This is a genomic window from Arthrobacter sp. SPG23, assembly GCF_000876655.1.
GTDB lineage: Bacteria > Actinomycetota > Actinomycetes > Actinomycetales > Micrococcaceae > Arthrobacter.
Genome location: NZ_JYCN01000011.1, coordinates 24,616 through 40,051, shown reverse-complemented (window position 1 = coordinate 40,051; position 15,436 = coordinate 24,616). Strand labels below are relative to the sequence as shown.

The window sequence follows — 15,436 nt, the reverse complement described above, 5'->3', positions numbered from 1 at the left end:
TTCATTGCATGCCCTCAACACCGCGCTCAACGAGGAGCCGAACCAAGAACCCTGGTTCACAGTCCGCATTGAGGCACCTGAACCAGCAACGGATCATCGAGTGCCTGCTGAACGGTCCGTCAACCCAGGCTGAACTCGCCCGGCAGACCGGCCTGTCCACGGCAACGGTCTCCAACATCGTCAAAATCATGCAGGACGCCGGGCTGGCGTCCACGGAACCGATCACCAGTTCCGGCCGGCGGGCACTGAATGTCCGGCTCAACAGCAACGGCGCCGTTGCCGTTGGCATCGACTTCGGCCGCCGGCACCTCCGGGTGGTCCTCGCGACGCTGAGCTACCACATCATCGCCGAGGAATCGGTGCTGCTGCCGCTGGGCCATCACGCGGACGAAGGCATCCGTGCCGCCGTCGAACTCCTTGCCAAACTGCTGGACGAAAGCGGCGTCGAACGCAGCGCCGTGGTGGGCGCCGGCGTCGGAATCCCCGGACCGATCGACCGCCGGACGGGCACCGTGGCGCAGGGCGCGATCCTCCCCGAGTGGGTGGGCATCAATATCCTGCAGCACCTTGAAGACACCCTGAATTTCCCAGTGTTTGTTGACAACGACGCCAACCTCGGCGCCCTGTCCGAGGTCACGTGGGGGCCTCACAGCGGCATCAGCAACCTGATGTTCCTCAAGATCGGCTCGGGCATCGGTGCCGGACTGATCCTTAACGGCGCCCCGTACTACGGCAACGTGGGCATTACCGGCGAAATCGGCCACGCCACCATCCATGAACACGGCCTCATCTGCCGCTGCGGAAACCGGGGGTGCCTGGAAACCATTGCTTCCACTACAACCATGATCGAACTCCTGGGCCGCGGCGAGGAGAAGCCGCTCAGCGCCGAGGACATCGTCCGCAAGGCGCTGGACCGGGACTCCGCAACCCTCCGGGTCATAGACGACGCAGGGCTGGCCGTTGGCCGTGCACTCGGGAACGTGGCCAACCTGATCAACCCCGAGGTCATTGTGGTGGGCGGCCCCCTGGCGGGGCTGGGAGACCTGCTCCTGGACCCCATCAGGCGGGGCCTGGTCCGCCACGCAGTGCCCGTCATCGGCGAAACCACCACACTGACGATGTCGTCGCTCGGGGACCGGGCGGAGGCCCTCGGAGCGGCCGCACTGGTCTTCCAGCATGCGGGAATCCGCCGCTCCTGAACCTTTTCGTTATCTGCCCGTTGCGTTAAAGACTTGACGACAAGGGCTGTGATCCAGTTTACTTTTTCATCAGACGGCCCTGCGGTTTGCGGGGCGGACAACGAAGTCATGCATTGGAGGCGTAAGGGCACATGACGTCCCAGACCACGCAAAGTGATCCGATCCTTCTCGAGATGCGGTCCATTACCAAGGAATTCCCCGGCGTTAAAGCTTTGTCCGAGGTGAGCCTGCGGGTGAAGGCCGGCGAGATCCACGCCATCTGCGGTGAGAACGGCGCCGGCAAGTCCACCCTCATGAAGGTCCTCTCGGGCGTGTACCCGTACGGCAGCTACGACGGCGACATCGTGTACCAGAACGAGGTCCAGCAGTTCAAGGACATCCGTGCCAGCGAGCAGGCCGGCATCGTGATCATCCACCAGGAACTCGCGCTCATCCCGGAACTCTCCATCATGGAGAACATCTTCCTGGGCAACGAGCCCACCAAGCGCGGCATCATCGACTGGGCAGAGGCCCGAACGCGTTCCACCGAACTGCTCGCCCGGGTGGGCCTGCGCGAAGACCCCGATACGGCCATCAAGGAGATCGGCGTCGGCAAGCAGCAGCTCGTTGAAATCGCCAAGGCGCTCAGCAAATCGGTGAAGCTCCTCATCCTGGACGAGCCCACGGCGGCCCTGAACGAGTCCGACTCCCAGCACCTGCTGGATCTCATGCTGGGGCTCAAGGGCCGCGGCATCACGTCCATCATCATTTCCCACAAGCTCAACGAGATCGAGCAGATTGCCGACTCCATCACCATCATCCGTGACGGCAAGTCCATCGAGACCCTCGACGTGAAGGCCGACGGCGTGGACGAGGACCGCATCATCAAAGGCATGGTGGGCCGCACGCTGGAGTCACGCTTCCCGGACCACGAACCGAAGATCGGCGAGGTGTTCTTCGAGGTCAAGGACTGGAACGTGGGGCACCCGCAGATCCAGGACCGCCTGGTCTGCAAGAATTCCAACTTCTTCGTCCGCCGCGGCGAGATTGTCGGCTTTGCCGGGCTCATGGGCGCCGGCCGGACCGAGCTCGCCCGATCCGTCTTCGGCCGTTCCTACGGACGGTTCATTTCCGGCCACATCTACAAGGACGGCAAGGAGATCACCCTCCGCTCCGTCCGCCATGCCATTGATGCCGGGCTGGGCTACGTCACGGAGGACCGCAAGTCACTGGGCCTGAACCTCCTGGATGACATCAAGACCACCACCGTTGCCGCGAACCTGAAGAAGATCAGCAAGCACAACATCGTGGACCCCAACAAGGAATTCACCGTTGCGGAGCAGTACCGCAAGTCGCTTCGCACCAAGGCGCCCTCCGTGGAGGAAGGCGTCGCCAAACTCTCGGGCGGCAACCAGCAGAAGGTGGTGCTCGCAAAATGGATGTTCACCGACCCGGACCTGCTCATTCTTGACGAGCCGACCCGCGGCATCGACGTGGGCGCCAAGTACGAGATCTACGGCATCATCCAGCAACTGGCCAACCAGGGCAAAGGCGTGATTGTGATCTCCTCCGAATTGCCGGAGCTGCTGGGACTCTCGGACCGCATCTACACCATCTTCGAAGGCGCCATCACCGGTGTCCTGAACAAGGATGAAGCCAGCCAGGAAAGCCTGATGAAGCTCATGACATCCGCCCGTAAGACCGCCGCCTGACCTTCTGGATACCTCCAGAACCTTCCAGACACAAGGACCGAAACAATGAACGCGCTCAAGAAGCTATTTGGCGGCAACACCCGCCAATTCGGCATGATCTTCGCCCTGGTTGCACTGATCGTCTTTTTCCAGATTTTCACCGAGGGCCGCACGCTCACCCCGGGCAACGTCATCAACCTCTTCAACGGCAACTCCTACATTCTGATCCTGGCCATCGGCATGGTGCTGGTCATCATTGCCGGCCACATCGACCTCTCCGTGGGTTCCGTGGCAGCCTTTGTGGGCGTCACCGTGGCCCTGGCCATCCGTGACTGGGGGATTCCCTGGTACGCCGGTGTTCTCCTGGGCCTGGCCCTCGGGGCGCTGATCGGGGCGTGGCAAGGGTTCTGGACCGCCTACGTGGGCATTCCCGCCTTCATCGTGACCCTGGCCGGTATGCTGCTCTTCCGCGGCTTCAACCAGTTCGTCGGCAAGTCCAACACCATCCCGGTTCCCGCCGATTTCCAGTACCTCGGCTCGGGCTACCTCCCCGAGGTGCCACCCAACACGGGATACAACAACCTCACCCTGCTCCTGGGCCTGCTGGCCGTGGCCTTCGTGATCTTCAGCGAAATCCGTTCACGCCGCCGGGCCGTGGCCCTTGGCGCTGAGGTCCCGGAGGCCTGGGTGATGATCCTCAAGCTCGTGCTGATCTGCGGTGCCATCCTGTACGCCACGTACCTGTTCGCCACCGGCCGGCCGGGCACCTCCTTCCCCATCCCGGGCCTCATCCTGGCCGTCCTGGTCATCATCTACGGCTTCATCTCCTCCAAGACCATCGTCGGCCGCCACATCTACGCAGTCGGCGGCAACAGGCACGCCGCCGAGCTCTCGGGCGTGCAGTCCAAGAAGGTCAACTTCCTGGTGATGATGAACATGTCCATCCTGGCCGGCCTTGCGGGCATGATCTTCGTGGGACGCTCCACCGCATCCGGCCCGTTCGACGGCGTCGGCTGGGAACTTGACGCCATCGCAGCCGTGTTCATCGGCGGTGCCGCTGTGACCGGCGGCGTGGGTACCGTAATCGGCTCCATCGTTGGTGGCCTGGTGATGGCCGTGCTGAACAACGGCCTGCAGCTCCTCGGCGTCGGTGCCGACCTCACCCAGATCATCAAGGGCCTGGTCCTCCTGATCGCCGTTGCCTTCGACGTCTACAACAAGACCCAGGGCAAGAAATCCATCATCGGCATGATGATGAAGAACTTCGGCCGCAGCAGCAGCGAGCTCCAGCCGGACGAGACCACATCCACCAAGGACGCCATCCGCAAGGAAGCCTGAGCGCTCCCCCACGATTCTCCGCACACCATCTAAAGAAAGTGAACCAAGCAATGCAAATGATTGGTAAAGCAGGAAAGGCAGCAGCGATCGCTGCTATTGCGGCACTGGCGCTGACAGCCTGCGGCCGCGCCGAGACCGGCACCACGGGTGGTAGCAGCGGCGGCGAGGCATTCCCCAAGAACTCCTCGATCGGCGTCGCACTCCCCCAGAAGACCAGTGAAAACTGGGTGCTGGCCGAGAAGCTGTTCAACGACGGACTGAACGGAGCCGGCTTCAAGGCTGACGTGCAGTTCGCCAACGGCGGCGTCTCCGAGCAGCAGAACCAGATCAGCGCCATGGTCACCAAGGGTGCAAAGGTCATCATCGTGGGTGCCATTGACGGCGCCCAGCTGGGTACCCAGCTCAAGCAGGCCAAGGACTCCGGCGCCACCATCATCGCCTACGACCGCTTGCTCCTGAACACCGAGAACGTGGACTACTACGTGGCCTACGACAACTTCAAGGTGGGCGAACTCCAGGGCCAGGCGCTGCTGGACGGCATGAAGGCCAAGAAGCCTTCCGGCCCGTACAACATCGAGCTCTTCGCCGGGTCCCCGGATGACGCCAACGCGAAGGTCTTCTTCGACGGCGCCATGAGCGTCCTCAAGCCGAAGATCGACGACGGCACCCTCAAGGTTGTCTCCGGACAGACCTCGTTCGAACAGGCTGTCACCCAGGGCTGGAAGGCTGAGAACGCCCAGCGTCGCGCCGACACCCTCCTGACCGGCAGCTACGGCACCGCTTCCCTGGACGGCGTCCTGTCCCCGAACGACACCCTGGCGCGTGCAGTCCTGACGTCCGTCAAGGCCGCCGGCAAGCCGCTTCCGATCATCACCGGCCAGGACTCCGAGGTTGAGTCCGTCAAGTCCATCATGGCCGGCGAGCAGTACTCCACCATCAACAAGGACACCCGCAAGCTCGTTGAGCACGCGATCACCATGGTCAAGGACATCCAGGCCGGCAAGACGCCTGAGATCAACGATGACAAGTCCTACAACAACACGGTCAAGACCGTTCCGGCCTACCTGCTGGATCCGGTCATCGTGACCAAGGAGAACGTCAAGACGGCCTACGTTGACGATCCGGTACTCGGACCGATCACCAAGTAGTCCGCGCTGAGGCGCCTTCGACTGAACCAGGAGCCCCGGCTCACCCGACAGGGTGGGCCGGGGCTCTTGGTTTGTCCACTGTTCCGCGTCCCGGCACGTGCCCTCGGTACCCCGTCTTCACAGCGGAAACATAGCTTCGGCCCGTTCCCCGCACAGCCAGGCGCACCACTGTTGGATCAGCAGCCGGTTATTCCGTCCGGCCAGAGATCCTAGGAGTAGCGTGAGCGTCCTCGCCAGAAGTGTAGGCAATGCCTTCCGAAACAAGGTCCGAACCGGGGCCGTGGTGGCGGTGCTGGCCGTGGCGATCGGCCTGGCCCTGTCCATGCTGGTGGCCAATCAGGCGGTTGCCGCCAAAGTCGCGGAACTGAATGCATCCGTAGGCACGGTCCTGACCGTCAACCCGGCCGGCGGCCAGGGCTTCGAGGGCGGCGGCGAACCGCTCACGGCGGAGCAGGCGGCAACCGCGGCCGCAGTACCGAACGTTAGCACCGTCGTCGGCACGAAAGCGCTGAGGCTTCGCAACGCCGCTGAAGCGGCGGCACAAGCCGGCGCCGGAACCCAGGCCGGCGGACCAGGCGGCGGCCAGGGCGGACCCGGCGGACAGACCACCACCACGCTGACCACCAGCCTTACCGCCGCCATCGATGCCGGAACTCTCGGCAACCGCAACCAGGCCGGCCAGGAAACCACAGGATCCAACGGGACCACACAGCCGGCGCGGACGATGTCCCTTCCGATCACGGCCACCGGAATCGGTGCCGAGGTGGACAGCACGGGCAAGGCCCTGACTATCACCGAAGGTTCCGGCCTGGGCGACTACACCTCCGAATCGGCCAACGCGCTCCTGGGCACCACCCTTGCCGAAAAGAACGGCCTCAAGGTGGGCTCCACGTTCACCATCAACGACAAGACGTTCACGGTGGCGGGCCTGTTCGACGCCGGGACCACTTTCGGCAACAACGCCCTCTACGTAACCCTTCCTTCCGCCCAGACCCTGGCCTCCCTGCCGGGCGAGCTGTCCACCATGATCGTCACGGTCGACAGCATGGAAAACGTTGACTCCGCCAAGACAGCCCTCCAGGCCGCCCTTGGTACGGACAAGGCGGATGTCACCCAGGGCCAGCGCAACCTGGAAACGGCTGTCAGTTCACTGGACAGCGTCAAGAACATTTCACTCATCGCCTTCATCGCGGCGCTGGGTACGGCCGGCCTGATCATCCTCCTGATCATGGTGATGCTGGTCCGCGAGCGCCGCCGTGAGATCGGTGTCCTCAAGGCGATCGGCGCGCCCAACCGCACCATCGGACTCCAGTTCGTCCTGGAGGCGCTGGTAGTGGTGGCCATGGGCAGCGTGGTGGGTGCCGCCGTCGCGTCCTTGGCCAGCGGCAGCATCGCCTCCGCGCTGATCAGCTCCAATTCAACGACGACGACGGCGGCACCCACCGGGCGCGGCGTCCCCGGCGGCGCGGCCGGCTTCCCCGGCGGCGCTGGTCTTCCCCAAGGGGGACCCTTCGGCGGAGCCTCCCAGCTGCTCACCACCGTTACGGCGAGCGCCTCCCCCGGCGTGATCGCCGCCGGCATCGCCGCAGTGTTCGGCGTGGCCATTATCGGCGCGCTGGTCCCCGCGCTCCTGACCGCCCGCATCCGCCCCATCGAAGTCCTCCGAGGAGAGTAGCCATGATTGAAGTCAAGAATCTCGTCCGCACCTTCAAGTCCGGCGACCGGACCATCAAACCCGTCAACGACGTCAGCTTCGAACTGGAACAGGGCACGCTCGCGTCCATCGTGGGCAAGAGCGGCAGCGGCAAGAGCACGCTGTTGTCCCTGCTGGGTGCGCTGGACAAGCCCACCAGCGGAGACGTCGTCGTCAACGGCGTCAGCCTGGCCAGCATGCCGGACGGCAAGCTGACCGAGTACCGGCGGCGCGATATCGGCTTCGTGTTCCAGCAGTTCAACCTGATCCCCAACCTGTCCGCGGTGGACAACGTCATGCTGCCGATGGAGTTCGCCGGGGTCCGCAAGGCCGCCCGGCTGGCCCGGGCCAAGGAACTGCTGGAGCAGGTGCAGCTGGACCCGGAGAAGCACGTGCGCCGCATCAACCGGCTGTCCGGCGGCGAGCAGCAGCGTGTGGCAATTGCCCGCGCACTGGCCAACGAGCCCAAGCTGATCCTGGCCGACGAGCCCACGGGCAACCTCGACGAACAGACCGGCGAGCACATCATCGAGCTCCTCAGCTCGCTGAGCCGCGACCACAACACCACCATCCTGGTGGTGACGCACGACCGCCAGCTCGCCAACAAGACGGACCGCCGCTTCCGGCTGCAGCAGGGAGGCCTCACGGAGGAGCCCGCCCGTTCCAGGGTGGCGGCGGCCTCGGGATAGCTGGCCGGCCGGGCTGACCCGGCGCAGGCCGCAGGCATTCGGACGCGGCGGGAGCTGAGGGAGGGTGGATTCAACCCTCCCTAAGCTCCTGCCGATTTTAACCCGACGCTCTCTCACGGGTGAGAAGATGGCTCAATGAGTGCCCCCATCGCGAAGCCGTGGCTGTTCAGCCAATCCGACCAGGATCCCCGTTCCGCCACAGGACAAACGCTGCGGTGGGGAGTGGTTGCCACCGGCGGAATCGCCCAGTCGGTGGCGAAGGATCTTGCCCTCCTGGCCGATGCTGAGCTGTACGCAGTCAGCTCCCGAAGCCAGGCGTCGGCTGATAGATTCGCGGCGGAGTACGGGTTTTCCACAGCGTACGGTGACGACTCCACCGGGGCCGGTTACCACCGGCTTTTGGCCGACGACTCCGTGGATGTTGTCTATGTGGCCACGCCGCACGCCCAGCACTATGAAGTTGCTCTGGCAGCGCTTGAGGCCGGCAAGCATGTGCTCTGCGAGAAGGCCATGACCATCAACGCGCGTGAAGCTGCGGAGCTGGTGGCCCTGGCCCGTTCCAAGAAGCTGTTCATGATGGAAGCCATGTGGAGCCGATTCCTTCCCAGCATGCAGCGCGCCTTCGACATCGCCGCATCCGGGGAACTCGGGACAGTCCAGTGGGTCACCGCGGATCTTGGTTTCCCGGCTGTCTACTCCCCCAGCGCACGGCTGTGGGCCCTCAAGGACGGCGGAGGTGCCCTCCTCGACCTGACGGTTTATCCCCTGCTCTGGGCACTGGGCACCTTGGGTTTCCCGCAAACCGTCAGTGCCACCGGCTCAGTGAACGACGACGGCGTCGACGCCCAGAATGCGCTGACGCTGGGATACCACCATGGCGCGCAGGCCCAGCTGACATCATCGCTGACGGCTTACGGTCCGCGGGCGGCAACCGTCGCCGGCAGCCTGGGGTACCTCCAAACCATCGGTTCCGTGAACAACCCCAAGGAAATCCACGTCCGGATCGGCATGGCGGAACCGCGTACCGAGCACTTCGACGTTGTGGGCCGAGGCTACTCCTACGAGCTCCGCGAGGTCACCAGATGCATCCAGCAGGGGCTCACGGAGAGCCCGGTTATGCCGCTTGAGGACTCGCTGAATGTCATGAGGCTGTTCGACGGCGTCCGCGGCCAGCTGGGCGTGAGCTACCCGAACGACGCCCGCTGAGGTCATCTGACGCTTCCAGAAGATAATCAATTCGCCGGACTATTATCCGGAAAACGCTGGACTACCCCGACAGATCGTGCCTAGGCTGTTAGCCAATCGTCGAATTTTCGAGGAGCGTTGGGGGTGTTTGCGTATGGACTCAGCACGTTCGCCATGGCGCGCGCTCCGTCCGCTGCTCCTGGCAGGCGCCGCAGCCGCAACCTGGTTGACCCTATCGGCCCCGGCCGCCAGCGCCGATGCAGCCACTGATCCTGGTTCATTACTCGGGGGCGTCAGCTCCTCAGTATCTTCAGTCAGCGAAACCGCAATCAATCCTGTTGGGGACGTCCTGGCCGCCGCTGTTCCGGCCGTCAGTGCCGAGTTTTCTGTCCAGCCAAGCTCCGCTGATCCGGACGGACTCCTCCAGCCTCTTACCGGCGCTGCAACCGGCACCGTGGACCACCTCGTTGAAGCCGTTCCTGTGGTGAACCAGATAGTCCCCTCCGGCACTGTCGGCACCGTCACGGCACCGGTCACTGCGGCGGCCGACGGAATCGCCTCCGGAATCGCTGAGGAAGTCTTGCCGGTAGCAAGCTCTGCCCTGCCGTTACCGGAGCCCGTTGTGGAACCGGTGAGCGACCTGCTTTCCAGCATTGATTCACTTCCGGGCACAGACGTTTCGGCACCGGATCTTGCGTTTCCGGACGTCTCCGCGGTGCACGGCACGACCGCCAGCGGCGCCGTGCCGCCGCTTGTTCTGCCCGTGCAGGCAGACGCTGAAAATAGCGGCGATCTGCCGGCTGCGTCCGTCATGCCGATGTCAGCGGCGCACTTCCCTGCCTATGGTCTTGATCCGTTGCCGCCTGCTCCGGTACAAGCCGGAATTCTCGAAGCTCCCCTACCGAACGAGGGAACCCCTCACCCGGCAGCGTTGCCGGCTGTTCCGGGCTCCGGTTCAGCAAGCAGCCAGTCTCAAGGCGGCGGCGCTGGCAGTACAGCCTGGCTATCAACCTTCGCCATGAACGTTCCGCTGACCGGTGTTCTTCCCGTCGGCGGCGCGCTGCAAAGTCCTCCCTCGCCGGTGTCTTTCGACCCCGGCTCGTCTCCTGACTAGTTAGGCCCTCCCGCGCCCTTGTGCGGAAAACGGCCATTCGGGCTGCCTTGGCGCCCGACAACAACTTTCAGGAGACTTCACCATGCATGCAACTATCCGCAGGGGGCTGCTCAGCACCCTCTTTGCCGGAGGACTACTAGCCCTCGGCACCACCGCTGCGAGCGCAGCGGATACCACCAGCGGTTCCGACGGTCTCGCCTCCGGAACCCAGGTCATCGCACCCGTCACCGCACCAGTCACGATCGGAACGACGTCGTTGGGCCTGCTGGGTGACTCAACGGCCACGTCCGAAAGCGGCACCACCACGCCGGCGGGAAGCAGCACCACCCCCGCCACAACCACCAACGGTTCCGACGGTCTCGCCTCCGGAACCCAGGTCATCGCACCGGTCACCGCCCCTGTAACAGTCGGAACGACGTCGTTGGGCCTGCTGGGTGACTCAACGGCCACCACCGAAGAAGGCACGTCCGAAAGCGGCACCAGCGCGCCAGCGGGAACCAGCACCACCCCCGCCACAACCACCAACGGTTCCGACGGCCACGCCTCCGGAACCCAGATCGTCGCACCGGTCACCGCACCAGTCACGATCGGMCGTGCGTCAGTAGGGATCGGCGGTGCGTCGGTTGGAATTGGCGCTGACTCGTCTTCCACGGTGGTTCCTCCTATGGCGCCTTCCCCCGTGGTCAATCCCCCCGGCTGTCACGCCCCCGCTGGGCTTCGGCCCGGCAACCGCCGGTCCGGCGACAGTTACCGAAGGTCCGGCGTCGTTGGCCGTGCTCGGTACACAGGTGGCGCCTGCCGGTCCGCAGATGGTGCCGGCCGCTGCAGTAACTCCCTTGGCAGCTCCCGTGCTGGCCAACACCGGTGCCAGCCTTGACCTGGTGACCGCCGCCCTCCTCCTGCTGGCCGGCGGCATGATCATCGTCCTTGTCCAGGCCCGGTGGAAGAGGGCCTAGGATGCCAGCTGGTCCGGTCCGGGAAGCCGCTCAGGGCTTCCCGGACCGGACCTCCGGACCCCGGCAATTCGAGTCCAGCAGGCGTAACTACCAAGCACCCTTATGAAAATGCATACCCGTCCCCGTATCATCTTTTAGAGTGCGTTCCGAGGGAACGCTAAAAAGGATGGGGACATCGTGGAGAGTTCGCCTAGCGAAACGGCAGAGGTCCTGGGCGGCCGATACCGCCTCGGCGAGGTCATCGGGCGCGGCGGCATGGCATCGGTGTACACGGCCAGGGACGAGAACCTTGGCCGTGACGTCGCATTGAAGCTTTTTGCCCCCCAGTCGGCTGACGCGGACGAGCTCAAGCGTCAGGAAGCCGAGATCCAGCTGCTCGCCACCCTGAATCACCCCAGCCTCGTGACTTTGTTCGACGCCGGAATAGACTCCCGCGTGCCTGAAGAGCCCCGCCCGTTCCTGACGATGGAACTGGTTGAGGGGCAGGACCTTCGGAGCAGGATCCGGCACAGCGCCGTTCCGCTGGATGAACTGGCAGTGATCGGGGCCGGCGTGGCCGATGCCCTGGCGTACGTCCACAACCTGGGCATCATCCACCGTGACATCAAGCCAGCCAACATTCTCCTGGTGCAGGTCCGCCCCGGAGAGCCCCTGCGCCCCAAGCTGACGGATTTCGGCATTGCCAGGATCGTCGACGGCACCCGGCTGACCGCCACCGGGACCATGGTGGGAACAGCCGCCTACCTGAGCCCGGAACAGGCCCGGGGCGCCGACCTTGGCCCCGCCAGCGACATCTATTCCCTCGGTCTGGTGCTGCTCGAGTGCATCAAGGGCACCGTGGAGTATCCGGGGAGCGCCATTGAGTCTGCGGTGGCGCGCCTGCACCGTGCCCCGGAAATTCCCGCCGACGTTCCAACCGAGTGGGCTACCCTGATCAGCTCCATGACAGCGCTGGACCCGATGGACCGCCCGACGGCCGCCGATCTCGAGACCGCCCTTCGGCAGGCCCTGGTCTCCCCTGAATCGGTACCGGGCGCCGTGGCCGAGGAACCCACGCGCATTCTTCCGGCACCGCCGTCCCGGCCGCCGATGGTTGTGCCGGACACGACGGACCGCCAGACTGCCTGGACGGCGGACGCCGAGACCGGGGGCCGCTCCACGGCTCCTTTGCGGGCCGAAGCCAGCGGCCCGCCCCGCGCCGGAATCAGCCGGCGCTTCCGTTCCGCCGGGCGGGGGAAGCTGGTTGCTGCGGTGGCAGCGGTTGCCGTCCTTGCGGCAGGCGCTCTGATCCTCCTGCCCAACATCACGCCCGAAACGCCTGAGCCTGTCCAATACCCCGCGGTTACCGGCACCCTGGGAGAGCACCTCGATCAACTACAGAAGAGCGTGGAACCGTGACGTTATATCGACTTACCGCGCGGCCGCTGCGCTGGCGGCCGGTCCTCGCGGCAGCACTGCTTTCGGCCGCCCTCGGCGGCTGCGGCGCCGCGCCCCCGGACCTTGAGGCGGAAGCCGCACAGCAGCTGCAGGCCAAGGTCCTCACCGTCTCACAGTCCGCCGCCGGCAACGACCCGGCCGGCGCCCTCAAGTCCCTCGACGAGCTCGTCGCCCAGCTTGACGCGTCGGCAGCCCAGGGAAGTGTGTCCTTCAAACGCCACCAGAGCATCATGAAGGCGATCGAGGCAGTAAGGGCGGACCTCTCGGCGGCGAAAGCCCAGGCCGAAGCAGAAGCTGCTGCAGCGGCTCAGGCAGCCGCAGCCAAGGCAGCGGCAGATGCAGCAACAGCGGAGGCGGCAGCGGCGGCGGAAGCTGCGAAGGCGGCAAATGTTCCCGTTGCCGAAGCTCCGGCGCCGGCTGCTCCGGTGCCCGCCCAACAGAACCAGGGTCCGGGAAAGGGCGAGAAGGGCAAAGGCAAGGACGGCTGACTCCGGCGTTAGCCGGAGTCAGCCGTCCATTCACGGAATCCGGCATTCGCCGGACCGAGTCACCTCGGGCGCTAAGACGACGTAGCCCCTGATGCCGGGAAACGGTCCCAGGCCCGGTGCGCGGCGAGAAGCTCCTGGACCTGCGCGACAACGCCGTCGGCGGCGTCGCCGAATATTACCCCGGAGGCATCCTGCGGGATGCTTGCGGCGTCGACGACGGCGGCACCCCCGCCCCAGCCGCCGATCGCCTTCGCGTGGCGGAAAGTCTCAGACAGCAGCAGGACGACCCTCGGATCAACGGACACGCCCGGCTCGCCCGCTTTGGCGTCCAGGCCTTGGTCAGCGTCGGGGGCCGGATCAGCCGATCCGGCCACCAGCACGGCGTCGAACTCCGTGGAGCGCGCGGTGAGGTAGGTGCGCTGGACGGGGATCCCGCCGTCGGCCGCCTCCCCCAAGTAGCCTCCGGACGGTGCGATCACCAGCGGCACGATCCCGGCCGCGTCCAATGCCGTGCGCGCGGCACGTACCGCCGCCAGATCGCTGGACGCGTCAGCCACGATGCCCACCACGCGTCCCGCCACCGGCCAGGTGCCCCCGATCTGGGACAGCGCCGGGCTCGGGTCAGCGTCGGCAACCTCCACCGACGCTGCGGGTGCCTGCATGCCCAGTCCCTTGGCGACGGCGGCGCACAATTCGGCATCAATGTTGGCCAGGCTCTGCAGCTGGCGTTCCCTGATGGCTTCCTCCCGGCACTTGCCGAGCTCAAAGGTGTAGGCCTGGATGACGTGGTCCTGCTCCACCGGGCTCAGGCTGCGGAAGAAGAGGCTGGCCTGGCTGAAGTGGTCATCGAACGACGCCGGCGACTTCCGTTCCTTGACCGCCGCCGCCAACTGCTCGGGAACGTCGACGAACGCGCCGAGGTCCGCCCCGGCGAGGAACGGGCAGCCGCCGTCCAGCGAATTCGGATGGTACGGTGCCGCTCCCCCGTGCACCGCCTGCTGGTGCATTCCGTCGCGGAGCATGTCGTTGACGGGTGCCTGCGGCCGGTTGATGGGGATCTGCCCGAAGTTCGGGCCGCCCAGCCTGGATATCTGGGTGTCGATATAGGAGAAGAGACGCACCTGCAGCAGGGGATCGTTGGTGACGTCGATGCCCGGGACGAGGTGGCCGGGATGGAAGGCAACCTGCTCGGTTTCGGCGAAGTAGTTCACCGGGTTCGCATTGAGGGTCATCAGGCCGATGGGCTGCACCGGGGCGAGCTCTTCGGGGACGAACTTGGTGGGGTCGAGCAGATCGATCCCCTCGAAGAACTCCTCCTCCGTGTCCGGGAAGACCTGCACGCCCAGTTCCCACTGCGGGTAGGCACCGGCCTCGATCGCGTCCGCCAGGTCCCGCCGGTGGAAGTCCGGATCCATGCCGTTGATCAGCTGGGCCTCCTCCCAGAGTAGTGAATGCACGCCCTGCTTGGGCTTCCAGTGGAACTTGACCAGAACCGTTTCCCCGGCGGCGTTCACGAAGCGGAACGTATGGACTCCGAACCCTTCCATGGTGCGGTAGGAGCGGGGCAGGGCCCGGTCGGACATGTTCCACATGGTGTGGGCCTGCGCTTCGGTATGGAGCGACACGAAGTCCCAGAACGTGTCATGGGCGCTCTGGGCCTGCGGGATTTCGCGGTCCGGGTGAGGCTTGCCGGCGTGGATGATGTCCGGGAACTTGATGCCGTCCTGGATGAAGAAGACCGGGATGTTGTTGCCGACGAGGTCGAAAGTGCCCTCGTCCGTGTAGAACTTCGTTGCAAAGCCGCGGGTATCGCGGACCGTGTCGGCGGAGCCGCGGGACCCCAGCACCGTGGAGAACCGGACGAAGACGGGCGTTTCGACGTCCTTGGCCAGGAATCCCGCCCGGCTGATGTTGGCAGCGGAGCCGTAGGAACGGAACGTGCCGTGCGCTCCCGCGCCGCGGGCATGCACCACACGTTCCGGGATGCGCTCGTGGTCGAAGTGGGTGATCTTCTCGCGGAGATGGTGGTCCTGGAGCAGCACCGGGCCGCGCCGGCCTGCCTTCAGCGAGTGGTCAGTGTCCTGGAGCCGGAGCCCCTGCGCGGTGGTGAGGTAGGCGCCGGACTGGGCCCTCGAATGGACCGGGGCGCCGCTCGGCGTTCCGGTGGGCGAGACTGCCTCGGGACCTTGCTGGTCCGGCTTGGGCGGCAGTGGCTCGCGCGGTTCCGTCGGCTCGGCAACACTGGGAGGCTCGCTCGACGTCGCGCCGGGAATGTTGACGTTGCTGTCTGGTGACATGGTTTGTTCCCCTTTGGTGTGCAGTCCTTAGCCACAGGCGGCCATCCGGCCGAAAACTAAGCTTGCTTATCACTCTAGGGACGGCGGGGTGCAATCTCAATGGACCATGGAACATTCATCAGCAAACTTACTATTTGCCGCAAATCTCGCTAGGTTGGTTGTGTGCGCCTACGAAGCGCAGCGAGATCAGAACCGCGGGCCGTCGGCCCGCCAGCTGAAGGA

Annotated in this window: 12 protein-coding genes; 11 read left to right on the top strand and 1 reads right to left on the bottom strand. The window is 65.2% G+C overall.

Annotated elements, in window-relative coordinates:
- Positions 1–8: 8 nt before the first annotated feature.
- The 11 genes from TV39_RS05135 (at position 9) to TV39_RS05085 (ending at position 12,917) form a co-directional block, all read left to right on the top strand.
- Entirely contained in the window at positions 9–1,199 is a 1,191-nt protein-coding gene (locus TV39_RS05135) for an ROK family transcriptional regulator (RefSeq protein WP_043479304.1), read from the top strand.
- Between the two features lie 131 nt (positions 1,200–1,330).
- Positions 1,331–2,890: a multiple monosaccharide ABC transporter ATP-binding protein gene (mmsA, locus tag TV39_RS05130; RefSeq protein WP_043479302.1), complete on the top strand. Its 1,560-nt coding sequence runs from the start codon at positions 1,331–1,333 to the stop codon at positions 2,888–2,890.
- A gap of 45 nt (positions 2,891–2,935) precedes the next feature.
- A complete protein-coding gene (gene mmsB, locus TV39_RS05125; protein WP_043479300.1) occupies positions 2,936–4,207 on the top strand; it encodes a multiple monosaccharide ABC transporter permease in 1,272 nt (423 codons plus the stop codon).
- 50 nt (positions 4,208–4,257) lie between these two features.
- Complete coding sequence (locus tag TV39_RS05120; RefSeq protein WP_043479298.1) at positions 4,258–5,355, top strand: substrate-binding domain-containing protein; 1,098 nt, start codon at positions 4,258–4,260, stop codon at positions 5,353–5,355.
- 220 nt (positions 5,356–5,575) lie between these two features.
- The gene (locus tag TV39_RS05115) at positions 5,576–7,030 is read left to right on the top strand and encodes an ABC transporter permease (RefSeq protein WP_043479295.1); all 1,455 of its coding nucleotides are present in this window, start codon (positions 5,576–5,578) and stop codon (positions 7,028–7,030) included.
- Between the two features lie 2 nt (positions 7,031–7,032).
- Positions 7,033–7,737, top strand: a complete 705-nt coding sequence (locus tag TV39_RS05110; RefSeq protein WP_043479293.1) for an ABC transporter ATP-binding protein — start codon at positions 7,033–7,035, stop codon at positions 7,735–7,737.
- 135 nt (positions 7,738–7,872) lie between these two features.
- On the top strand, positions 7,873–8,943 hold the full coding sequence (locus TV39_RS05105) for a Gfo/Idh/MocA family protein (RefSeq protein WP_043479291.1): 1,071 nt from the start codon (positions 7,873–7,875) through the stop codon (positions 8,941–8,943).
- 601 nt (positions 8,944–9,544) lie between these two features.
- Positions 9,545–10,036, top strand: a complete 492-nt coding sequence (locus tag TV39_RS21990; RefSeq protein ID WP_160292482.1) for a hypothetical protein — start codon at positions 9,545–9,547, stop codon at positions 10,034–10,036.
- Positions 10,037–10,118: 82 nt separating this feature from the next.
- Positions 10,119–10,913, top strand: a complete 795-nt coding sequence (locus TV39_RS05095) for a hypothetical protein (protein WP_052500498.1) — start codon at positions 10,119–10,121, stop codon at positions 10,911–10,913.
- Between the two features lie 253 nt (positions 10,914–11,166).
- Entirely contained in the window at positions 11,167–12,390 is a 1,224-nt protein-coding gene (locus tag TV39_RS05090; RefSeq protein WP_043479287.1) for a serine/threonine-protein kinase, read from the top strand.
- Complete coding sequence (locus TV39_RS05085) at positions 12,387–12,917, top strand: hypothetical protein (protein WP_043479285.1); 531 nt, start codon at positions 12,387–12,389, stop codon at positions 12,915–12,917. Before TV39_RS05090 ends, TV39_RS05085 begins: the two co-directional genes overlap by 4 nt.
- Positions 12,918–12,988: 71 nt before the next feature.
- Here TV39_RS05085 and TV39_RS05080 read toward each other — a convergent pair whose 3' ends face one another.
- The gene (locus TV39_RS05080; protein WP_043479283.1) at positions 12,989–15,214 is read right to left on the bottom strand and encodes a catalase; all 2,226 of its coding nucleotides are present in this window, start codon (positions 15,212–15,214) and stop codon (positions 12,989–12,991) included.
- Between the last annotated feature and the right edge of the window lie 222 nt (positions 15,215–15,436).